Source organism: Geodermatophilus sp. URMC 63, assembly GCF_053502565.1.
In genome coordinates, this window is the sequence record NZ_CP199956.1 from 1,848,421 (window position 1) to 1,869,085 (window position 20,665).

Here is a 20,665-nt window from a genome sequence, read left to right on the forward strand (position 1 = left end):
GCCAAGGGGCCCACGTCTCCTCTTCGTCGGGGAGTCGCCGGACCTCGCGCCCGTCGGCGGCAATTCGGTCACGGCTCCGTCCCGATGATCCTGCCGACCGGTGGGGGCCGTCACAATGGGCTGACCGCACAGTGATGACGAACCCGTGTTGTGCTCTGTGCGATGAACACCGGAGGTGGACGCGTGCAGACTGCCTCGTCGAGCAGCGGGCCGGACGTCGGGACGCGGCTCGCCGAGCTGGTGCCCGTGCTGCTCGACCGGCTCGACGAGATGACCGACCGGATGGTCGAGATCCTCGTCGAGACCGAGCCGGCGTACCGGGAGGCGCTCACCGGTGGCGACCCCTGCATGCGGACGACGCTGCGCCGCAACCTCGAGGTCGGCGTCCGCGGGCTGGCCTCCGACGTCCCGGCCGCCTACCACCAGAGCCACGCGGAGGGCGCCCGTGCCGTCGGGTCCCTGCGGGCGGCGCAGGGGATCCCCCTGGAGGCGGTGCTGCGCGCCTACCGGCTCGGCGGGCAGATCACCTGGGAGGCGCTGATCGCGCTCTCCCGCCGTGAGGACCGGCACGACGACGCCCTGCTGCTGGAGGTGGCCGGGTCGCTCTGGCGCACCAACGACCGCGGGTGCAGCGCCGCCGCCGAGGGCTACCGCGCCGAGGAGCGCCGCCGCTCCGGGCTCGGCGCGGCCGAGCGCCAGCGGCTGCTCGACGGCCTGCTCGACGGCCGCGGTGGGGACCCCGCCTTCGTCCGGACGGCGGGCGAGCAGTTGGCGTTGCCGCTCGGGGGGCGGCTGGTCGTCGTCGTGGCCCCGGCGGGGGAGGAGGAGCCGGCGCCGCTGGCCGAGCCCGGCGCGGTGCTGTACAAGCGCGGCGTCCGCTCGGTGTGGGGGACCCGCGCGCAGGCGCAGGTCGGCGTCGTGGCCCTGGGCACCCGCCGGCCGCCGGAGCTCCTGGGCTGGCTCGGCCTCTTGGCGGCCGGTCCGGTCGGCGTCTCGCCGGTGGTCGAGGGGGCGGCCGACGTGGCCGGCGCCTACCGGCTGGCCGAGACCGCCGCGCGCACGCTGCCGCCGGGCGCCGCCCGGGTGGTGACCATCGACGACCGCCTGCCCGAGGCGCTGCTGAGCAACTCCCCGGAGATCGGCTCGCGGCTGGTCGACCGCACGCTGGGCCGGCTGCTCGAGCTGCCCGGGGACGAGCGGGAGGTGCTGCTGGAGACGCTGTCGGCCTTCCTCGACGCCGACGGCTCACCGACCCGCGCCGCCGACCTCCTCTACTGCCACCGCAACACGGTCATGCACCGGTTGCGGCGGATCGAGTCGGTCACCGGCCGGAAGCTGAGCGACCCCCGGGTCCGGCTGCTGTGGCAGCTGGCCCTGCTGGGCACCGGCCACCACGACGCCGGCTCCCGCCGCCCCGTCCGCGACTCCGCCTAGCGACGGGATGGAACGGCCCCCTCGCAGGGGCCCGCCGCGAGCGGAGCGAGTGGTGGGGGGCGAGGGGGTCCTTCGGCTACTGCAGGTAGCCCTCGACCTCGGACTTCGGGCGGACCTCGGCGCTGTCGGGGTCCTCGTCGTACTGCCGCTTGGCGTCCCGCTGGCGCAGCAGGTCCCAGAGCTGGTCGCGGTCCTCCTCGATCTGCCGGAGCCGGGCGCGCTGCTCGTCGGTGTGCTCCGTGCCCTCCCGCAGTCGGCGCTCCTCCTCGACCAGGTCCTCGATGCGGCTGCGGATCTCGCTGTCGTCCATGACCGCTCCCTGCCCCCCGCAGCCGGGGCGAAACGGTCAGCCCTCGGGCACCCAGCCCTCGAGGAAGGCGGCCAGCCGCCGGGTCACCGCACCGCCGGCCCGGCCCAGGGCGAGCAGTGCGGTCCGGTCGACCGGGACGCGCACCGGACGGCGTCCGTCGGACCGCCCGTACGGCCCGGTGCGCACGGCGTGCCCGGCCGCGACGAGGTCCGGCCACGGCCGGTCCAGCTGCGCCCGCACCCGGTCGAGGGCGGCCGCCGTCGGCCCCGCGTTGCCCTCGACCACCGCGGTCACGAACGCCGGGTCGCTGGCGATCACCCGGGTGCCGTCGCGGAAGCTGCCCGCGGCCAGTGCCAGGGCCAGCGGGCCGGCCTCCCCGGCGGCCGCGGCGAGGGCGGCGGCGAGCAGGTGCGGCACGTGGCTGACCGCGGCGACGGCGTCGTCGTGCTCGGCCGCGGTCACCGGGACCACCTCGGCGCCGGCGTCCAGGGCCACCTCGGCCGCACGCAGCCAGCGCGGCAGCTCCGTGCCCGGCTCCAGGCACAGCGCCCAGCGCGCGCCGCGGAACAGCCCCGGGTCGGTGGCCTCGTGGCCGGACCGTTCCGTCCCGCACATCGGGTGGCCACCGACCAGGCGGCCGCCCAGCGCCGCGCCGAGCGCGTCGAGCACGGGAGTCTTCACCGAGCCGAGGTCGGTGACGGTGGCGGCGGGGTCGACGTCGAGGTCCTCGAGCGCGCCGGCCATCGCGGGCAGCGGGACGGCGAGGACGACGACCCCGGCCAGCTCCCGGGTGACCGTCACGCCGCGCGCCGCCGCGGCCGCCCGCGCCGCCGGGTCGACGTCCCACCCGCGCACCTCCCGCCCCCGTGCCACGAGCGCGGCGGCCAGCGACCCGCCCAGCTGCCCCAGGCCGACGACGCCGACCGGCGGGGCGGCCAGCGTGGGCACCGGCAGGCTCACGCGGTCGTCCAGGGCCGGTCGGTGCGGAACACCCGGGCCAGCGCGGTGCCCACCAGCCGGCCGTCGTCGCCGCGGGCGTCGATCCGGTAGACGGCGGTGCGGCTGCTGCGGTGCAGCTCGGTGCCCTCGGCGACCAGCCGCTCCCCGGGCCGGCCGGGGTGCAGGAACTCGGTGTGCACGTCCTGGGCCACCGCGACCGTGCCGTGGCTGTTGCTCACCGCGGCGTGCACCACGTCGAGCAGCGCCATGGTCGCGCCGCCGTGCGCGGTGCCGACCGCGTTGAGCAGCTGCGGGCCCACGGTCATGGACGCCCGCGCGTACCCGGGCCGCACCTGCTCCAGCTCGATGCCCAGGTGCGCCGCCAGCGGGTCGGCCGCGAGCCGGGCGAGGAGGGCGGGGTCGACGTCGGCCGCGTCGACCTGGGCGGAGTCGTCCGGGGCGGGATCGGCCATGATCGGAGGCTATGCCGTCCTCCCCGCACCGCTGGCTCCCGACGTGACGCCGCGGTCGTTCCTCCTGACCCCGGAGCTCGGGGACTACGTGCGGGCCAGCTCCGAGCCGCTCGACGAGGTGGCCCGCGCCCTCGTCGAGGAGACCGCCGCACTCGCCGAGCGCGGCGAGGCGCCGGCCACCTTCCAGATCGCCGCCGAGCAGGGCGTGCTCATGCAGCTGCTCACCCGCGCGCTCGGCGTCCGGCGGGCGGTCGAGATCGGCACCTTCACCGGTTTCTCGGCGCTGTGCATCGCCCGCGGCCTGCCCGAGGACGGCTCGCTGCTGTGCCTGGACCGCAGCGAGGAGTGGACCGCCGTCGCCCGCCGGCACTGGAAGCGGGCCGGCGTCGCCGACCGGGTCGAGCTGCGGCTGGGCGAGGCGCTGGAGCTGCTGCGCGCGCTGCCCGCCGAGCCGGTGTTCGACCTCGCCTTCGTCGACGCCGACAAGACCGGCTACCCCGCCTACGTCGAGGAGCTGCACCCGCGGATGCGCCCGAACGGGCTGGTGCTGCTGGACAACACGCTGCGCGGCGGCCGGGTGCTCGACCCGCAGTCCGACGACGACCGCGCGCTGGTCGCGCTCAACGCCGCGCTCGCCACCGACCCGCGGTTCGAGACGGCGCTGCTGCCGCTGGCCGACGGCCTGACCGTGCTGCGCGTCCGGTGACGGCCTCCGGAGCGGGCGCGCCGGCCAGCTGGGCGGTGCGGGTGAGCCGGCCGGACTCCCGCTGGCGGGTGGAGCTGCTGGCCGCCGACGCCGGCGACGAGCTGCCCGCCCTGGAGCGGGCGCTGGGCGAGCCGGGCGCCGAGGGCTGGCCGCCGCCGTTCGTCGTCGTCGTCGACTCGCGGCTGTATTTCGTCGTCCTGCGGCACGGCCCGGGCGGGATGGTCCGGGCGCTGATCTCCGACGCGACCATGCAGGAGTGGGTGCTCGGCGCCGAGGTGGTGGAGCGCTACGGCATCGCCGTCGACGAGGACGGCGCCTTCGACGACGACGAGACCGGCTGGCCGGGAGGGGATCTCGACGTGTTCGCCGACGACGGGCTGAGGGCCGACGAGCTGCGGCCGATCGTGACCGCCGACGACCTGTGGGCCGACGAGATGGTCACGCGGATCGCCGCGCGGCTGGGCTTCGCCGACGAGCTGGCCGCGGCGGTGCGGGCGTGAGCGCCACCGTGTCGGCCGTCGTGTTCGACCTCGGCGGGGTGATCACGGAGAGCCCGATGCTCGCCTTCGCCGCCTACGAGGCCGAGGCCGGGCTGCCCGAGGGCCTCATCCGGCGGCTCAACAGCACGAACCCCGACACCAACGCCTGGGCGCGGTACGAGCGCAACGAGCTCGACGCCGAGGGCTTCGTCGACACCTTCGAGGCCGAGGCGCTCGCCGCCGGCCACCAGGTCGACGCCCGCCGTGTGCTGGCCGCGCTGGCGGGTGAGCTGCGGCCGGCGATGGTCGAGGCCGTCCGCCGGCTGCGCGCGGCCGGGCTGCCACTGGGGATGGTGTCGAACAACGTGGCACCGATGGAGCGCACCGGGCAGCTGGCCGAGCTGCTGCACCTCTTCGACGCGGTGGTGGAGTCGTCGGTGGAGGGCGTGCGCAAGCCCGAGCCGGAGATCTACCGGCGGACGCTGGCGCGGCTGTCCGAGGCGGTGGGCCGGGAGCTGGCCTTCTCCGACTGCGCCTACCTCGACGACCTCGGCATCAACCTCAAGCCGGCCCGCGCGCTGGGCATGCACACGATCAAGGTCGCCGACCCGGCCGAGGCGCTGGCCGAGCTCTCGGCGCTGGTCGGCCTCCCGCTGACGTGACCTCCCGGACCCGGCAGGACCGGTTCCCCGCACCGTCGTGCTCTGCCCACCACCGTGGGCAGAGCACGACGGTCCGGGGAGCACACCGGCGGGACGGCGTGCCGTGACCGGTCCGGGAGCGGACGCCGTCGACGCGGCGATGGTGCGCGCCCTCGAGCTCGCACGGGCCGCGCAGGAGTGGGGGGACACCCCCGTCGGCGCGGTCGTGCTCGGGCCCGACGGCGCGGTGCTGGCCGAGGCGGCCAACGAGCGGGAGAAGTCGGGAGACCCCACGGCGCACGCCGAGGTGCTCGCGCTGCGGGCCGCCGCGCGGGTGCACGGCGACGGCTGGCGGCTGACCGGGACGACGCTCGTGGTGACCCTCGAGCCCTGCACGATGTGCGCCGGGGCGAGCGTGCTGGCCCGGGTGGCGCGGGTCGTCTACGGCGCCGACGACCCCAAGGCCGGAGCCGCCGGGTCGCTGTGGGACGTCGTCCGCGACCGCCGGCTCAACCACCGGCCGCAGGTCACCGGCGGGGTGCGGGCGGAGGAGAGCGGCGCGCTCCTACGCGCCTTCTTCCACCGGGAACGGGGCCTGTAGTCTCTCCGGCGGTGGCGTGTCCGAGCGGCCGAAGGAGCACGCCTCGAAAGCGTGTGAGGTGCAAGCCTCCGTGGGTTCAAATCCCACCGCCACCGCCAGCCAGGCCAGCGCGAGACCACGACGGCGGCGTCCCCGAGGGGGCGCCGCCGTCGTCGTCTCCGGCGGTGTCAGGCGATGACGTCGAGGTCGATGAGCAGCCGGCCGTCGTCATCCCGGACGAGGGTGACCGCGTGGGTCTCGACCTGGCGCTGACCCGGGTCGAGGAACTCCACGTCGGTGGTGGCGGTGATCCGGTCGCCCTGGTCGCGCACGTTCCGGACGTCGAGCAGGTTGACCTCCGACCAGCGGCCGAAGAAGCCCTGGTAGTAGCTGAAGCTGGCCCGCGACCGCAGGGTCGGCCCGGTCAGCGCGTAGGCGCCGGCGGTGTCGCCGGGGAGCAGCGCGTAGTACTGCTCGAGCGTCTGCTGCGCGGCGGTGGCCGGGTCGGCCGGCGGGGCGGTCGTCTCCGGTGACGGGGACGGGCTCTCCGACGTGGGCTCCGGCGTGGGTGCCGGTGACGGCTCCGGTGCCGTGGTGTCCGCGGCGGCGTCGGTCGTGGCGTCCGCCGGGGTGTCGGTGGCCTCCGCCGAGGGGGAGGCGTCGTCCGCCCCCGTCTGCGGCGCGGACGACGCGGCGCCGGCCGCCGAGGAGGAGGCGTCGTCCCCCTGCAGCCCCGTCCAGGTGAGCGTGCCCGCGACGGCGAGCACCACGAGGGCCAGGAGGGCGACCAGCAGCGGACGCCGCCGACGTCGCGGCCCGACGAGCGGCCCGGACCGGGCCGCCGGCTGCGGGGTCGGCTCGGAGGTCGGCTCGGAGGTCGGCTCAGGGGTGGGCCCGGCGACCGGCTCCGCGGCCGAGGGCCCGGCCGGCGGGGGAGTGCCGGGCAGGTCGGTCCGGGTGCCGGTGGGCGTCGCGCCGTCGGGCGGCGGGGCCGCGGAGGCGGCCTGCGCGGCGGGCGCGTCCGGGCCGATGCGGGTGGCCGGGCCGACCGGCGGGAGCGGGGTGGCGGGCGTCGCGGGGTCCGCGGCGAGCTCCTCGGTGCGGGAGCGGCCGGGGGCCGGCCGCAGGTCGGTGCGGGCCAGGAGCACCGTGGTGGTGTCGCCGTCGCGGCCGGCGGCGAGCTTGGCCAGTTCGTCGCGCACCTCGGTCATCTGCGGCCGTGCGGCCGGGTCGGTGGCGAGCATCCGCATGAGCGGCCGCTCCAGGGAGCCGGCGCGCCGCGGCGGGCGGACCTCCCCGCCGGCCACCTTGTGCAGCAGCCGCAGGGCGTTGAAGTCCATCCCGAACGGCGGCTCGCCGTCCAGACAGGTGTAGAGGGTGGCGCCCAGCGAGAAGACGTCGCTGGCCGCGGACATCTCGACGCCCTGGGCCACCTCGGGCGCCAGGAAGGCCGGCGTCCCGGTGATCTGGCCGGTCTGGGTCAGCGTGACGTCGCCGGCCGCGTGCGAGATGCCGAAGTCGGTGATCTTGACCAGGCCCTGGACCCGCGGACCCTCGCCGATGAGCACGTTGCCCGGCTTGACGTCGCGGTGCACGATCCCGGCCGCGTGGACGGCGGCCAGCGCGTCGGCCAGCTGGGCGCCGACCTGGGCCACCTGGTCGACCCGCAGCGTGCCCTCCTGCTGCAGCACCGCGGCCAGGCTGCGCGAGGGCAGGTACTCCATGACCAGGTACGGGACGCCGCCCTCGAGGACGACGTCGTAGACGGTGATGGCGTGCGGGTGGCTCAGCCGGGCGGCGATGCGGCCCTCGCGCAGGGCCCGCTGGCGCTGCTCGTCGCCGAGGCCCGGGGCGCTCCCGGCCGGAAGGAGGATCTGCTTGACCGCGACCTGGCGGCCGAGCAGCTCGTCCCGGCCCAGCCAGACCGAGCCCTGCCCGCCGCCACCGATCTGCGTCAGCAGCCGGTAGCGCTCCGCCACGAGGCGGCCGGGCGCGGTGGTGGTCACCGGGGCCCCTTACCCCCGGGCGCCGCTCTGCTGAACCTGCAGGTCACAAGCGACGAGTCGGGCACTCCGGGTCACACGCTGCTGGGGACGCCGAAGCGGCGGGCGTACTCCTCCTGGGCGCCCTCGGGCAGGACGTCGTAGAGCTCGCCGAGCTCCTCGACCGCCTCCGGGGAGAGGTCGTCGAACAGCCGCTCCCAGGTCGGGGGCTCGTCGTAGCTGCGGGTGAGGAGCAGCTCCCAGGCCTGCGTCTGGCGGTCGCGCTTGCTGCGCTCGGCGACGAACTCCGAGAGGTAGCGGTCCTTGGCCGCCTCCTTCTCCTCGCGCGTCGCCGACGGCGGCAGGCCCGCGGGGTCGGCGCCGCGCAGGACGGCCACGATGGCCTCCACGACCTCGGGTCGGACCTGCACCGGCTCGCTCATCAGCCTGCCTCCTCGTCGCTCGGGTGGGCGCTCCGGCCCGGCGCCCGCCGGGCCTCGCGCTGTCCTCGCGGTGTCCCCGCGTCGTTCCACGGTGTCCTCGCGGGGTCCTCGCGGGGTCGTTCCGCTCCCGTGGGGGACCAGCCTGCCCCGTGCTGCCGCGCCGGACCACCCGGAGCGGCGCGGAGTCCCGGTCGGCCACCGGGGCGCCGACTGACCCCGGCCGCGCCGCCCGCTACCATCGACGGGCACCTGGAGGATTCGCCTAGTGGCCTATGGCGCTCGCTTGGAAAGCGGGTTGGGGGCAACCCCTCGGGAGTTCGAATCTCCCATCCTCCGCAGCGACGGGGCCGCGGCGGCCGGCTCCGGCGGCGTTCCGCCCGGGGCCGTCCGGCCCGGCGCGCCCGCGGACCCCGGCAGGCGGCCCGCGGGCCGGCGTCCTCTACAGTGGTGACCAGACCCCTCGTGTGGCGTCACCCCGTGAACCTCCCCAGGGCCGGAAGGCAGCAAGGATAAGCGGGCTCTGGCGGGTGCGCGGGGGGTCCCTTCGTTCCAGCCCGCTGCGCTCGGGACGTCGCCGTCGCGCCGGTCCCGGGACGTCACCTCGGGCACGTAACCTCGCGGCGTGGCTCTGGCGCTCTACCGGAAGTACCGCCCGGCGACCTTCGCCGAGGTCGTCGGGCAGGAGCACGTGACCACCCCGCTGGTCAACGCCGTCGACGGCGGCCGGATCAACCACGCCTACCTCTTCAGCGGCCCGCGCGGCTGCGGCAAGACGTCGTCGGCGCGGATCCTGGCCCGCTCGCTCAACTGCGAGCAGGGGCCGACGTCGACACCCTGCGGGGTCTGCGGCTCGTGCGTGGCGCTGGCGCCCGACGGCCCCGGCTCGCTCGACGTCATCGAGATCGACGCGGCCAGCCACGGCGGTGTCGACGACGCCCGCGACCTGCGCGAGCGGGCGTTCTTCGCCCCGGTGAACAGCCGCTACAAGGTCTACATCGTCGACGAGGCGCACATGGTGACCACGCAGGGCTTCAACGCCCTGCTCAAGGTGGTCGAGGAGCCCCCGGAGTTCCTGGTCTTCGTCTTCGCGACGACGGAGCCGGACAAGGTGCTGCCGACGATCCGCTCCCGCACCCACCACTACCCGTTCCGGCTGGTCCCGCCGACGACGCTGCGCGGCCTGCTGGAGAAGACCTGCGCCGCGGAGGGCGTGCAGGTCGAGCCGACGGTGTTCCCGCTCGTCGTGCGGGCCGGCGGCGGCTCGGTGCGCGACTCGCTGTCGATCCTCGACCAGTTGCTGGCCGGCGCGGGGCCCGAGGGCGTCACCTACACCAGCGCGGTCGGCCTGCTCGGCGTCACCGACGATGCGCTGCTCGACGAGGCCATCGACGCGCTGGCCGCCTCCGACGCGCCGGGCGTCTTCCGCGCCGTCGACCGCGTCGTCGAGGCCGGGCACGACCCGCGGCGCTTCGCCACCGACCTGCTCGACCGGCTGCGCGACCTCATCGTCCTCGACGCGGTGCCCGACGCCGGCGGCAACGGCCTCATCGACTGCCCGCCCGACCGGCTCGACCTGATGAGCCAGCAGGCCCGGGCGCTGGGCTCGGCGACGCTGTCGCGCCTGGCCGACACCGTGCACGACGGGCTCACCGACATGCGCGGGACGACGGCGCCGCGGCTGCTGCTCGAGCTGGTCTGCGCCCGCATGCTGCTGCCCGGCACCGACGACTCCAGCGTCGGCACGCTGCAGCGGCTCGAGCGCCTGGAGCGCCGGCTGTCGATCGCGGGCGGTGCCGGTGCCGGTGCCGGTGGCGGTGCCGCCGTCGACGTCCCCCCGCCCGTGCGGGAACCGGCGCGGCCGGCTCCGGCCCGCGACGAGCCGGCCCGCGACGAGCCGGCGCCCGCCGAGCGCTCCGGTGCGCCGCGGCGGGAGTACGTCCGCCCGTCCCAGCGGGGTGCGGCGGCTGCCGCCGCCGCACCGGCCGAGGCCCCCGCCGCACCTGCGCCGGCGCCGTCCGCTCCTTCGACCTCTCCCGAGCCGGCCGCTCCGCAGCCGGCCGCGGAGGCCGCTCCCGCGCCGGCCGGTGCACCGGCCGCGGCGGCCGACGACTGGCCCGAGACCACCCCGCCCGGCTCGGGCGCGTCGCGCCCGGCGCCGGCCCCGGCGCCCGCCGCGTCCGACGACTGGCCCGAGACCACCGCGCCGGGCTCGGGTGCCGGCCGGCCGGCCGACGCCCCTGCTCCCGCCGAACCCCGGACGGGCGCGCGCGGAACGACCGGCGAACCGGACGTCCCGCTGCCGCCCGAGCCCACCGACGACGAGGACTGGCCGCACGCGGCCGAGCCCGCCGCCGCCCGGGCCGCGGCCGCGCGGGTGGCCGAGCCCCGCCCGCCCGCCTCGCCCCCGCGGGCGGCCGCGGAGTCCGCGCCGGCACCGCGCGGTGGCGAGCCGACGCCGGTCGTCTCCGCCGACCCGGGGGGGATCGGCGGGGCCGGGGACGGCGCGCTGACCACCAGCGACGTCCGTCGCGTGTGGCCGGAGCTGCTCGCCGTCGTCAAGCGGCACAAGCGCACGACCGAGGCGTTGCTCAAGAACGCCCAGGTGCACGACCTGCGCGCCGGTGTGCTGACGCTGTCGACCGCCTCTCCGGCACTGGCCCGCCGGATCGGTGACGACCTCAACAAGGACGTGCTGCGCGAGGCGCTCAACGAGCTGCTGGGGGTGCGCTGGAAGGTCGAGGCGGTCGTCGAGGGCGCGACCGCCCCGGGCGGCGGCGGCACGGTGACGCCCGAGGTGGCCCGGGAGGCCGCCCGCGCCGCCGAGGCCGCCGAGGCCCGCGAGCTCATGGCCGAGCGGGCCGCGGAGGTCTCCGACGACGGCGTCCGGGAGCACGTGCCGGCCCTCGACCCGGAGCAGGCGGCGCTGGCGCTGCTGCGCGCGCAGCTGGGGGCCCGGCCGGTCGAGTGACCGACCCCGTCCCCCTCGTCGCTCGCGGACCCGCGGCGAGCCGCCGCACGAGGTCGAGCGGTGCGTCGGTGGCTGCGCCTACGCTCGGGTCATGTTCCCCGGTGGTGGCCAGCCCGACCTGCAGGCGATCCTCCAGCAGGCCCAGCAGATGCAGCAGGCGCTGGCGGCCGCGCAGGAGCAGCTGGCGAGCGAGGAGGTCACCGGCTCGGCGGGCGGTGGCCTGGTCACCGCCACGATGACCGGCGACGGCGAGCTGCAGTCGGTCACGATCGCGCCGGCCGCCGTCGACCCCGACGACCTGGAGACGCTGCAGGACCTCGTGGTCGCCGCGGTCCGGGACGCCTCCCGCCTGGCGAGCGAGCTGACCGCCGACCGGATGGGCCCGCTGGCCGGCGGCCTCGGCGGCGGCTTCCCCGGCGGTGGTCTCCCCGACCTGCCCGGCGGCGGGGGCGGCCTCCCCGGCCTGCCCGGTCGGCCCGGCTCCTGATCTCCCGCACCCCGGCGCGCGCCGGGGTGCTCCACCCCCTCCCCGAGGAGCACCGTGTACGAGGGTGCCGTCCAGGACCTCATCGACGAGCTCGGCCGCCTGCCCGGCGTCGGGCCCAAGAGCGCGCAGCGCATCGCCTTCCACCTGCTGGCCGCCGAGTCCGCCGACGTCGGCCGCCTCGTGGCCGCCCTGCAGCGCGTCCAGGCCGAGGTGCGCTTCTGCGTGACCTGCTACAACGTCGCCGAGGGCGAGCAGTGCCGGATCTGCCGGGACCCGCGCCGCGCCGACGACGTCATCTGCGTCGTCGAGGAGCCCAAGGACGTCGTCGCGATCGAGCGCACGCGGGAGTTCCGCGGCCGCTACCACGTGCTCGGTGGCGCGATCAGCCCCATCGAGGGCGTCGGCCCCGACGACCTGCGGGTCAAGGAGCTCATGACCCGGCTGATGGACGGCTCGGTGACCGAGCTGATCATCGCCACCGACCCCAACCTCGAGGGCGAGGCGACCGCGGCCTACCTGGCGCGGCTGGTCGGCCCGCTGGGGCTGACGGTGTCCCGGCTGGCCAGCGGCCTGCCCGTGGGCGGCGACCTCGAGTACGCCGACGAGATCACCCTGGGCCGGGCCTTCGAGGGCCGCCGCCGCATCGACGCCTGAACCGCGGCGCCCACGGCGTCCGGCGGGGCGTCGTCACGGTCCCGTAACGCCCGCTGCCGAGGTCTCTGAGCGCTGAGAGACATGTGCTACCCATGAGTACGACAGGCCAACGGCGGCCGCGGGACGGCGCTCCGGCGCAGCGCGGCCGCGCCCCGAGAACGAGGTGGCGGATGACTCCCGTAGGAACCAGCGGCCGGCGCGTGCGCGCGGCCACGGCCGGCATCGCGGTGACAGCACTGGCGCTGTCCGCCTGCGGTGGAGGCGACGACGGCGGCTCCGGCGGAGGCGGTGGTGGTGGCGGCGACACGCTGACGATCGGCACCACCGACCGGATCGTCACCCTGGATCCCGCGGGTTCCTACGACAACGGTTCCTTCACGGTGATGAACCAGGTCTACCCGTTCCTGCTGAACACGCCGCTGGGCAGCCCGGACGTGCAGCCCGACATCGCCGAGTCGGCCGAGTTCACCTCGCCGACCGAGTACACGGTCACGCTCAAGCCGGGGCTCACCTTCGCCAACGGGCACGAGCTGACCTCGTCGGACGTGAAGTTCAGCTTCGACCGCATGGTGGCGATCAACGACCCGAACGGCCCGGCCTCGCTGCTGTACAACCTCGCGGGTGTGGACGCGCCGGACGACTCCACCGTCGTCTTCCGCCTGACGAACCCCGACGACCAGATCTTCCCGAAGATCCTGTCGAGCAACGTCGGGCCGATCATCGACGAGGAGGTGTTCGACCCCGCGGCGCTGACGCCGGACCAGGACATCGTCGACGCCAACGCGTTCGCCGGCCCGTACACGATCACGAACTACGACCAGAACAACCTGGTGTCCTACGAGGCCAACCCGGACTACCAGGGCCTGCTGGGTGCGCCGAAGACCGCGGCGATCAACGCCAAGTACTACGCCGACGCGTCCAACCTCAAGCTCGACATCCAGGAGGGCAACATCGACGTCGCCTTCCGCAGCCTGACGGCGACCGACATCGACGACCTGCGCGGCAGCGACGGGGTGGAGGTCGTGGACGGTCCCGGCGGCGAGATCCGCTACATCGTCTTCAACTTCAACACCCAGCCCTTCGGGGCGACGACGCCCGAGGCCGACCCGGCGAAGGCGCTGGCCGTGCGGCAGGCGGTGGCCCACCTGCTCGACCGCGAGGAGCTCGCCGACCAGGTCTACAAGGGCACGTACACGCCGCTGTACTCCTTCGTGCCCGAGGGCCTGACGGGGGCGATCACCCCGCTGCGCGACCTCTACGGCGACGGCCAGGGTGGTCCGGACGCCGACAAGGCGGCCCAGACCCTGCAGGCGGCCGGTGTGCAGACCCCGGTGCAGCTGAGCCTGCAGTACAACCCGGACCACTACGGTCCGTCCTCCGGTGACGAGTACGCCCTCATCAAGGACCAGCTGGAGGCGACCGGCCTGTTCCAGGTCGACCTGCAGAGCACCGAGTGGGTGCAGTACTCCGAGGACCGGACGGCCGACGTCTACCCGGCCTACCAGCTCGGCTGGTTCCCGGACTACTCCGACGCCGACACCTACCTCACGCCGTTCTTCCTCACGGAGAACTTCCTGGCCAACCACTACACCAACCAGCAGGTCAACGACCTGATCCTGCAGCAGGCCACCACGGCCGACCCCGCCGCGCGCCAGGCCCTCATCGAGCAGATCCAGCAGCTCGAGGCCCAGGACCTGTCCACGGTGCCCTACCTGCAGGGTGCCCAGGTCGCCGTCGTCCGGACCGGTGTCGAGGGGGCGAGTGACACACTCGACCCCTCCTTCAAGTTCCGCTACGGCGCCCTCAGCCAGGGCTGACCGGACCGGCCTGGTAGACCAGCCACACCGGCCCCGGGGAACCCCGCCGCGCCGCGGGGTTCCCCGGGGCCTCCCGTGTGCGGGGGGCCCGCACAGACGGAGTCGACGCGATGACCACAGCAGCCACCGAGCTGGCGGCGGGCGAGCCCGCCCAGGAGGGGGCGTCGACCGGACGCCGTCGCCGGGGCGGCGGGGGTGGGCTGGGCAGCTACCTCGTGATCCGCTTCCTGCTGATCTTCCCGACCGTCTTCATCCTCGTGACGACGGTCTTCTTCCTGATGCGCTCGACCGGTGACCCGATCACCGCGGCGCTGGGCGGCCGGCTGACCGGAGCGGAGCTGGCCGAGCGCGTGCGGGAGGCCGGCTACGACCGGCCCCTCCTCGTGCAGTACCTCGACTACCTCGGCGACGTCTCCACCGGCGACTTCGGGACGACGCTGAGCGACCGCCGGCCGGTGACCGAGGTGCTGACCACCTTCGGTGTGGCGACCCTGGAGCTCGCGTTCTACGCGCTGCTGGTGGCCTTCGTCGTCGGCATCCCGCTGGGCCGGCTGGCCGCCTACTCCCGCGACCGGTGGCCCGACGCCGTGCTGCGGGTCTTCGCGATCCTCTGCTACGCGACACCGGTCTTCTTCGCGGGCCTGGTGCTCAAACTCGTCTTCGCCAGCGGCCTGGGCTGGCTCCCGGTGGCCGGCCGCGCCTCGACCGGCGCGGAGATCCAGCTGCAGTTCCTCGACGACCCCACGGGCAGCTACCTCATCGACTCGATCCGCACCGGGGACGGCGAGGTGGTCCTCGACGTGCTGGAGCACGCCGTCCTGCCGGCCATCGCGCTCGGGCTGCTCACCGCCGGGGTGTTCCTCCGGCTGGTGCGCACCAACGTCATCGGCACGTTCGGCTCCGGCTACGTCGAGGCGGCCCGCTCCCGCGGCGTCGGGGAGCGGCGGCTGCTGCGCAAGCACGCCTACCGCCCGGCGCTCATCCCGATCATCACCGTCATCGGCCTGCAGGTGGCCCTGCTCATGGGTGGCGCGGTGCTCACCGAGACCACCTTCGAGTGGAAGGGGCTCGGCTTCCAGCTCGCCGAGTACCTGCAGGCCCGCGACTTCGTGGCGGTGCAGGGCATCGTCGCGCTGCTCGCCGTCATCGTCGCGGTGACCAACTTCGTCGTCGACGTCATCGCCGCGCTCATCGACCCCCGGGTGAGGTACTGATGGCCACCGCCGTGTCCACTCCCACGGACCAGACGCCCGCGCCCGACCCCGCCCGACGGGGCTGGCGCCGGCTCCCGGTGGTCCACCAGCTGCGGCAGAGCGTCGGCCTGCAGCGCGGCATGCTCGTCGCCGGGCTGGTCCTCACCGGCGTCTTCCTGCTCGTCGCGCTGTGCGCGCCGCTGCTGGCGCCCTACGGGTACGACCAGCTGCGGGACGCCGACGGTCCCTTCGGCGCGCAGCAGCCCCCGTCGGGCGACCACTGGCTGGGCACGACGGTGGGCGGCTACGACGTGCTCTCGCGCGTCCTCTACGGCTCACGCACCGCGGTCATGGTGATCGTGCTGGCGATCGCGCTGTCCCTGTTCGCCGGCGTGCTGCTCGGGCTGGTCTCGGGCTACTTCGGCGGCTGGCTGGACCGGGTGCTCGTGGTCGTCTGCGACGCGGTCTACGCCTTCCCGTCGCTGCTGCTGGCGATCGTCATGGCGATCGTCATCAGCGGCGGCCAGTCCAGCCTCTTCGGCGGGATCCTCGCGGCGGCCATCTCCATCACCGTCGTGTTCATCCCGCAGTACTTCCGGGTGGTCCGCGCCGAGACGATGCGGATCAAGAGCGAGGCCTACGTCGAGTCGGCCCGCGTCATCGGCGCCGGCCACTGGCGGATCATGAGCCGGCACGTGCTGCGCAACGCCACCCGCACGCTGCCGCTGATCCTCACGCTCAACGCCTCCGAGGCCATCCTGACCCTCGCCGGGCTCGGCTTCCTGGGCTTCGGCATCGAGCCCACCGCCGCCGCCGAGTGGGGCTTCGACCTCAACAAGTCGCTGTCCGACGTCACCAGCGGGATCTGGTGGACGTCGATCTTCCCGGGGGCGGCCATCGTGCTGGTGGTGCTCGGCCTGACCCTGGTCGGGGAGAGCCTCAACGACCTGGCCGATCCGCGGCTGCGCAGCCGGCGCGCGGCCGAGGCGGGGGAGACCGCGGAGGTCGCGGTGGTGCCCGGGGGGCCGCTCGACACCGGCGTGGACGTCGCCCGGGTCACCGGTGCAGGAGGGATCGCCTGATGACCGGCACGCCGACGGGCGACGTCGTCGACATCGAGAACCTGTCCGTCTCCTTCGCCACCGACGCCGGGACCATCGCCGCCGTCCAGGACGTGAGCCTGTCCGTGGCCGCCGGCGAGGTGCTCGCCGTCGTGGGGGAGAGCGGCAGCGGCAAGACGGTCACGGCCCGCAGCATCCTCGGGCTGCTGCCGGAGACCGCCACCACGCGCGGGGCCGTCCTCCTGCGCAGCAAGGACGGGAGCGAGCAGCACGACGTCGTGACGCTGTCCCGCAGCCAGCTGGGTGCCGTGCGCGGTCGGGACGCGGCGATGGTCTTCCAGGAGCCCTCCACCGCGCTCAACCCGGTCTACCCCGTCGGCTGGCAGATCGCCGAGGGCCTGCGCGCGCACGGCCGGTACAGCCGCAAGGAGGCGCGCGCCAAGGCCGTCGACGTCCTGCGGCGGGTGGGCATCCCCGACCCGGAGACACGGGTCGACCACTACCCGCACCAGTTCTCCGGCGGGCAGAAGCAGCGCATCGTCATCGCCCAGGCGCTGGTCCTCGACCCCGGCGTCATCATCGCCGACGAGCCGACGACGGCCCTCGACGTCACCGTGCAGGCCGAGATCCTCGACCTGCTGCGCCGCTGCCGGGACGAGTTCGGCGCCGCGATCGTGCTGATCACCCACAACATGGGGGTGGTCGCCGACCTCGCCGACCGGGTCGCGGTCATGTACCAGGGGCAGTTGGTGGAGGAGGCCGACGTCCGCACCCTGTTCTCCGCGCCGAGGGAGGCCTACACGCGGCAGCTGCTGGCCTCCGTGCCGCGACTGGGACAGGGACTGGCACGCACGCAGGCGCGCGCCGCGGCCCGGCCGGCCGGGTGGGACACCGCCGCGCCGGTCGTGGAGGCCCGCGACCTGCGGATCGTCTACCCCGGCCGGCTGCGCCGCCCGGACTTCACCGCCGTCGACGGCGTCAGCTTCCGCATCCGGCCCGGCGAGGTGCTCGGTCTGGTCGGGGAGAGCGGCAGCGGCAAGACGACCATCGGGCGGGCCATCGCCGGCCTGACGAAGGTGACCGGCGGGTCGCTGTCGGTGCTGGGCACCGAGATGAACGGCGTCAAGGAGAAGCGCTTCCGGCCCGTGCGCGAGCGGATTGGGTTCGTCTTCCAGGACCCCGCCTCGAGCTTCAACCCGCTGCTCACCATCGCCGAGGCGGTCGCCGAGCCGCTGGTCGTCCACGGGCGGGCCGGCGACGCGCGGGAGGCGCGGGGCCGGGTCGACGAGCTGCTCGAGTCGGTGCAGCTGCCCCGCGCCTTCGGCGAACGCTTCCCGCACGAGCTCTCGGGCGGCCAGCGGCAGCGGGCCAGCCTCGCGCGGGCGCTGGCGCTGGGGCCGGAGCTGCTCATCGCCGACGAGCCGACCTCGGCCCTCGACGTGTCGGTGCAGGCGCGGGTGCTCGACCTCTTCGACGAGATCCAGCGCGAGTTCGGCTTCGCCGCACTGTTCATCAGCCACGACCTCGCCGTCGTCGACCTGCTGGCCGACCGGATCGCCGTCCTCTACCGCGGCCGGCTGGTCGAGGAGGGGACGGGCGAGGAGGTGCTCGGGGCGCCGCAGCACCCCTACACGCAGCGCCTGCTGGCCTCGCTGCCGGTGCCCGACCCCGATGAGCAGGCCGCCCGCCGGGCCGGCTGGCAGCAGCTGACCGAGGCGGGCCGGGCGGCTCCGACGGCTCCGGCAGCTCAGGCATAGCGGAAGGACCCTCCTGCCCCCCACCGCTCGCAGGCTCGCGGCGGGCCCCTGCAGGAGGGCCGCCCGTGTGCCTCACTCCACGACGACGTCGTCCCCGCGGCGCAGCGCCCGCCTCACCCGCAGCCGCAGCACCTTCGCGTAGCCGCGGACGAACTGGGTGTAGCCCGGGGTGGGCCCGTGGTAGCCGAGGAACCCGCGCGGGCCGGCGACCATCTCCCCGGTGCGGACGTCGTAGCGCGCGCCGTGCCAGGGGCAGACCAGGCACCCGTCGGCGTCGATGCTGCCCGTCGACATGTCCGCCAGCTGGTGCCGGCAGCGGCGGGAGACGGCGAAGTACTCCCCGTCGCGGTTGCCGACCGCCCAGTTGCCCGCCCGGCGCACCGCCCCCGGAGGCAGCTGGCTGGCGGGGATGCGGTCGTTCTCGCTCACGGGTCCTCCTCGGGCCGGATGCTGGGCTGACGGGGCCCTACCCGGTTGCGGACGTCCTACCCGGCCGGGCTGCCCGGGCGAGGTGCCGCACCTAGGGTCGGTGCCGTGCGCCGGCTGATGGGAGTCCTCGGGGTCGCGGCTGCCGTCCTGGTCGCCGGCGGCGGGCCGGCGCTGGCCGAGCCGCCGTTCGACGTCCCCGACGAGGTGACCGACCGCGCCGGCGTCCTCGACCCCGCGGGTCGCGCGGAGGTGCAGCAGGCGGTCGACGACCGGCAGGCCGAGGACGGCACGCAGGTGTTCGTCGTCTACGTGACCTCCTTCGACGGCGCCGACCAGGGCGAGTGGGCACAGCAGACCGCGGAGGCCTCGGGGCTGGGCCGCACCGACGTGCTGCTCGCCGTCGCGGTGGGCGACCAGCGCTACGGCTACTGGGTGGACGACGCGTTCCCCCGGACCAACGCCGAGATCGAGGACTTCCTGGCGCGGGACGTCCTGCCGCAGCTCGGGGACGACGACTGGGCGGGGGCGGCGGTGGCCTTCGCCGAGGGGATCGGCGGCTCGTCGTCCAGCTCGTCGTCCGGTGGGGGGTCGGGGTCGGGGTCGGGCGCGGCCACCGCTGCCGTCGTCGGGGGGATCGCCGTCGTCGGGGGCGGGGCGTACCTGGTGGCGCGGTCCCGGCGGCGGCGCCGCGAGGCCCAGCCGCCGCCCACCACCCGGCTGGAGCGGCCCGACCCCCACGCCGGCGTGCCGACCGACGAACTGCAGGGCCGCGCCAGCACCGCGCTGCTCGAGCTGGACGAGGCCGTGAAGACCTCCCAGCTGGACCTGGACTTCGCCCGGCTGCAGTACGGCGAGGCCGCCGTAGCCGGGTTCGACGAGGCGCTGGCCCGGTCGCGCCAGGAGCTCACCCGGGCCTTCACGCTGCGCCAGCAGCTCGACGACGAGATCCCCGAGGACGAGCCGACCCGGCGGGCGATGGTCACCGAGATCCTGCAGCTGACCTCCGCGGCCGACGAGCGGCTCGACGCGCAGGCCGAGGCGTTCGCGCAGCTGCGCGACCTCGAGCGCACCGCACCGCAGGTCCTGGAGGGGCTGGGCCCGCGGATCACCGCGCTGCACGGCCGGCTGCCCCAGGACGAGGAGCGCACGGCCCGGCTGCGCCGCCGGTACGCGCCCTCGGCGCTGGCGCCGGTCGCCGACAACCTCGACCAGGCCCGCGCGCGGCTGGCCGCCGCCGAGCAGGAGGTCGCCGAGGCGCGCGCCGCCCTCGACGCCGGCCGGTCCGGCGAGGCGGTGGGCGACCTGCGCGCGGCCGAGGACGCCGTGGCCCAGGTGGGCACCCTGCTCGACGCCGTCACCCGGCTCGAGCGCGACCTCGAGGCCGCGACCGCGCGCATCCCCGCCGTCCGCGCCGAGACCGAGGAGGACCTCGCCGAGGCCCGCGCGCTGCTGTCCTCCGGCGGCGACAGCGCCGGGCTGCGCCCGCAGGTGGCCCGCGCGGAGGCCGGGCTGGCCGCCGCCGACGAGGCCCTCCGCCCCGGCGACGGCGGGCCGCCCGACCCGATCACCGCGCTGCGCCGGCTCGAGGAGGCCGACCTCGCGCTCGAGCAGGCGCTGGCCGTGGCCCGCGACGCGCAGACCCGCGCCCGCCGGGCCGCCGCCGCGCTCGACCAGACCCTCCTGCGCGCCCGCTCGACCGTCGCCGCGGCCGCCGACTTCGTCGCCACCCGGCGCGGGGCGGTCGGGCCCGAGGCGCGCACCCGGCTGGCCGAGGCGCAGCGGCACCTCGACGCCGCCGCGGGCACCGGCCGGGCCGATCCCGAGGGGGCGCTGCGGGAGGCGCAGCTGGCCGACCAGCTGGCCCAGCAGGCGCTGCAGCTCGCGCAGGACGACGTCGCCACGTGGTCCGGGGGCTACGGCGGGGGCTATGGCGGGGGCTACGGCGGGGGCTATGGCGGGGGTTATGGCCGGGGTCACGGCCCGGGCTACGCGCCCGGCCGCGGTGGTGTGGACCTGGGCAGCCTCGTGCTCGGCGGCATCCTGGCCGGTGGGATGCGCGGTGGTCTCGGTGGTGGTCTCGGCGGGGGTCTCGGCGGTGGCCGTCCGCGCGGTGGCGGCTTCGGGGGCTCCGGTGGCCGCGGACGCTCGGGCGGGGGCAGTTTCGGTGGTGGCGGCGGTCACGGACGCTCGGGCGGCGGCCGCTTCTGAGGCGGTAGCGCCACGATCAGGGAACCTGATCGTGGCGTGTCCTCCCTCACCGTGCACCGTGGGGGAGGACGCGCTGCGGTGCGGGAGGAGGCGTTCCCCGGTGC

General features: G+C 75.6%; 19 protein-coding genes, 2 tRNA genes and 1 other RNA gene. 16 read left to right on the forward strand and 6 right to left on the reverse strand.

Going from position 1 to position 20,665, the window contains the following annotated elements:
- Positions 1-183: 183 nt before the first annotated feature.
- The gene (locus tag ACWIZO_RS08910) at positions 184-1,434 is read left to right on the forward strand and encodes a PucR family transcriptional regulator (RefSeq protein ID WP_448642124.1); all 1,251 of its coding nucleotides are present in this window, start codon (positions 184-186) and stop codon (positions 1,432-1,434) included.
- A gap of 76 nt (positions 1,435-1,510) precedes the next feature.
- Here ACWIZO_RS08910 and ACWIZO_RS08915 read toward each other — a convergent pair whose 3' ends face one another.
- Genes ACWIZO_RS08915 through ACWIZO_RS08925 form a run of 3 tightly spaced genes read right to left on the reverse strand, consistent with a single transcriptional unit; the run spans position 1,511 to position 3,156 of the window.
- Complete coding sequence (locus tag ACWIZO_RS08915; protein WP_448642125.1) at positions 1,511-1,744, reverse strand: DUF2630 family protein; 234 nt, start codon at positions 1,742-1,744, stop codon at positions 1,511-1,513.
- A gap of 36 nt (positions 1,745-1,780) precedes the next feature.
- The gene (locus ACWIZO_RS08920; protein ID WP_448642126.1) at positions 1,781-2,704 is read right to left on the reverse strand and encodes a prephenate dehydrogenase/arogenate dehydrogenase family protein; all 924 of its coding nucleotides are present in this window, start codon (positions 2,702-2,704) and stop codon (positions 1,781-1,783) included.
- A complete protein-coding gene (locus tag ACWIZO_RS08925) occupies positions 2,701-3,156 on the reverse strand; it encodes a PaaI family thioesterase (protein ID WP_448642127.1) in 456 nt (151 codons plus the stop codon). The genes ACWIZO_RS08920 and ACWIZO_RS08925 overlap by 4 nt, the downstream gene beginning before the upstream one ends.
- Between ACWIZO_RS08925 and ACWIZO_RS08930 the strand changes: the two genes are divergently transcribed.
- From ACWIZO_RS08930 to ACWIZO_RS08950, 5 genes are all read left to right on the forward strand, one after another.
- Complete coding sequence (locus tag ACWIZO_RS08930; RefSeq protein WP_448642128.1) at positions 3,155-3,862, forward strand: O-methyltransferase; 708 nt, start codon at positions 3,155-3,157, stop codon at positions 3,860-3,862. The genes ACWIZO_RS08925 and ACWIZO_RS08930 overlap by 2 nt on opposite strands.
- Positions 3,859-4,362 (forward strand): tRNA adenosine deaminase-associated protein, encoded by a 504-nt coding sequence (locus tag ACWIZO_RS08935; RefSeq protein WP_448642129.1) that lies wholly within the window; start codon positions 3,859-3,861, stop codon positions 4,360-4,362. The genes ACWIZO_RS08930 and ACWIZO_RS08935 overlap by 4 nt, the downstream gene beginning before the upstream one ends.
- Positions 4,359-5,003, forward strand: coding sequence for an HAD-IA family hydrolase (locus ACWIZO_RS08940; protein WP_448642130.1), 645 nt, complete (start codon positions 4,359-4,361; stop codon positions 5,001-5,003). Before ACWIZO_RS08935 ends, ACWIZO_RS08940 begins: the two co-directional genes overlap by 4 nt.
- A 103-nt stretch (positions 5,004-5,106) precedes the next feature.
- Positions 5,107-5,583 carry a nucleoside deaminase gene (locus ACWIZO_RS08945; RefSeq protein WP_448642131.1) on the forward strand — a complete coding sequence of 159 codons (477 nt, stop codon included), beginning with the start codon at positions 5,107-5,109 and terminating at the stop codon, positions 5,581-5,583.
- 10 nt (positions 5,584-5,593) lie between these two features.
- Positions 5,594-5,681: transfer RNA gene (locus ACWIZO_RS08950), tRNA-Ser, on the forward strand.
- Between the two features lie 69 nt (positions 5,682-5,750).
- On the opposite strand, the gene ACWIZO_RS08955 is transcribed toward ACWIZO_RS08950, so the two are convergent.
- Positions 5,751-7,568, reverse strand: a complete 1,818-nt coding sequence (locus tag ACWIZO_RS08955; RefSeq protein ID WP_448642132.1) for a protein kinase domain-containing protein — start codon at positions 7,566-7,568, stop codon at positions 5,751-5,753.
- 71 nt (positions 7,569-7,639) lie between these two features.
- Positions 7,640-7,987 (reverse strand): hypothetical protein, encoded by a 348-nt coding sequence (locus ACWIZO_RS08960; protein WP_446758396.1) that lies wholly within the window; start codon positions 7,985-7,987, stop codon positions 7,640-7,642.
- Positions 7,988-8,238: 251 nt separating this feature from the next.
- On the opposite strand from ACWIZO_RS08960, the gene ACWIZO_RS08965 reads away from it, so the two are divergent.
- The 9 genes from ACWIZO_RS08965 to ACWIZO_RS09005 all read left to right on the forward strand — a co-directional run bounded on the left by ACWIZO_RS08965 (position 8,239) and on the right by ACWIZO_RS09005 (position 17,924).
- Positions 8,239-8,323, forward strand: a tRNA-Ser gene (locus tag ACWIZO_RS08965).
- A gap of 115 nt (positions 8,324-8,438) precedes the next feature.
- An RNA gene (gene ffs, locus ACWIZO_RS08970) (signal recognition particle sRNA small type) lies at positions 8,439-8,534 on the forward strand.
- 75 nt (positions 8,535-8,609) lie between these two features.
- On the forward strand, positions 8,610-10,955 hold the full coding sequence (locus ACWIZO_RS08975; protein WP_448642133.1) for a DNA polymerase III subunit gamma and tau: 2,346 nt from the start codon (positions 8,610-8,612) through the stop codon (positions 10,953-10,955).
- Positions 10,956-11,046: 91 nt separating this feature from the next.
- Positions 11,047-11,442, forward strand: a complete 396-nt coding sequence (locus tag ACWIZO_RS08980; protein ID WP_448642134.1) for a YbaB/EbfC family nucleoid-associated protein — start codon at positions 11,047-11,049, stop codon at positions 11,440-11,442.
- 54 nt (positions 11,443-11,496) lie between these two features.
- Positions 11,497-12,096: a recombination mediator RecR gene (gene recR, locus ACWIZO_RS08985; protein WP_448642135.1), complete on the forward strand. Its 600-nt coding sequence runs from the start codon at positions 11,497-11,499 to the stop codon at positions 12,094-12,096.
- Between the two features lie 170 nt (positions 12,097-12,266).
- Positions 12,267-13,913 (forward strand): ABC transporter substrate-binding protein, encoded by a 1,647-nt coding sequence (locus ACWIZO_RS08990; protein ID WP_448642136.1) that lies wholly within the window; start codon positions 12,267-12,269, stop codon positions 13,911-13,913.
- Positions 13,914-14,023: 110 nt separating this feature from the next.
- Positions 14,024-15,127: an ABC transporter permease gene (locus ACWIZO_RS08995; RefSeq protein ID WP_448642137.1), complete on the forward strand. Its 1,104-nt coding sequence runs from the start codon at positions 14,024-14,026 to the stop codon at positions 15,125-15,127.
- An 11-nt stretch (positions 15,128-15,138) separates the two neighbouring features.
- The gene (locus tag ACWIZO_RS09000) at positions 15,139-16,188 is read left to right on the forward strand and encodes an ABC transporter permease (protein WP_448642138.1); all 1,050 of its coding nucleotides are present in this window, start codon (positions 15,139-15,141) and stop codon (positions 16,186-16,188) included.
- Entirely contained in the window at positions 16,188-17,924 is a 1,737-nt protein-coding gene (locus tag ACWIZO_RS09005; protein WP_448642139.1) for a dipeptide ABC transporter ATP-binding protein, read from the forward strand. Before ACWIZO_RS09000 ends, ACWIZO_RS09005 begins: the two co-directional genes overlap by 1 nt.
- A 72-nt stretch (positions 17,925-17,996) precedes the next feature.
- Here the strand turns inward: ACWIZO_RS09005 and ACWIZO_RS09010 are convergent, their stop codons facing one another.
- Positions 17,997-18,353 carry a Rieske (2Fe-2S) protein gene (locus ACWIZO_RS09010; RefSeq protein ID WP_448642140.1) on the reverse strand — a complete coding sequence of 119 codons (357 nt, stop codon included), beginning with the start codon at positions 18,351-18,353 and terminating at the stop codon, positions 17,997-17,999.
- A 105-nt stretch (positions 18,354-18,458) separates the two neighbouring features.
- Between ACWIZO_RS09010 and ACWIZO_RS09015 the strand changes: the two genes are divergently transcribed.
- Complete coding sequence (locus ACWIZO_RS09015) at positions 18,459-20,561, forward strand: TPM domain-containing protein (protein ID WP_448642141.1); 2,103 nt, start codon at positions 18,459-18,461, stop codon at positions 20,559-20,561.
- The last annotated feature ends 104 nt before the right edge of the window (positions 20,562-20,665 follow it).

Coding starts and splice junctions, on each gene's coding strand:
- ACWIZO_RS08995 (WP_448642137.1), top strand. CDS start 14,024: ATGACCACAGCAGCCACCGAGCTGGCGGCGGGCGAGCCCGCCCAGGAG.
- ACWIZO_RS08980 (WP_448642134.1), top strand. CDS start 11,047: ATGTTCCCCGGTGGTGGCCAGCCCGACCTGCAGGCGATCCTCCAGCAG.
- ACWIZO_RS08925 (WP_448642127.1), bottom strand. CDS start 3,156: ATGGCCGATCCCGCCCCGGACGACTCCGCCCAGGTCGACGCGGCCGAC.
- ACWIZO_RS08930 (WP_448642128.1), top strand. CDS start 3,155: ATGATCGGAGGCTATGCCGTCCTCCCCGCACCGCTGGCTCCCGACGTG.
- ACWIZO_RS09005 (WP_448642139.1), top strand. CDS start 16,188: ATGACCGGCACGCCGACGGGCGACGTCGTCGACATCGAGAACCTGTCC.
- ACWIZO_RS08915 (WP_448642125.1), bottom strand. CDS start 1,744: ATGGACGACAGCGAGATCCGCAGCCGCATCGAGGACCTGGTCGAGGAG.
- ACWIZO_RS08990 (WP_448642136.1), top strand. CDS start 12,267: ATGACTCCCGTAGGAACCAGCGGCCGGCGCGTGCGCGCGGCCACGGCC.
- ACWIZO_RS08960 (WP_446758396.1), bottom strand. CDS start 7,987: ATGAGCGAGCCGGTGCAGGTCCGACCCGAGGTCGTGGAGGCCATCGTG.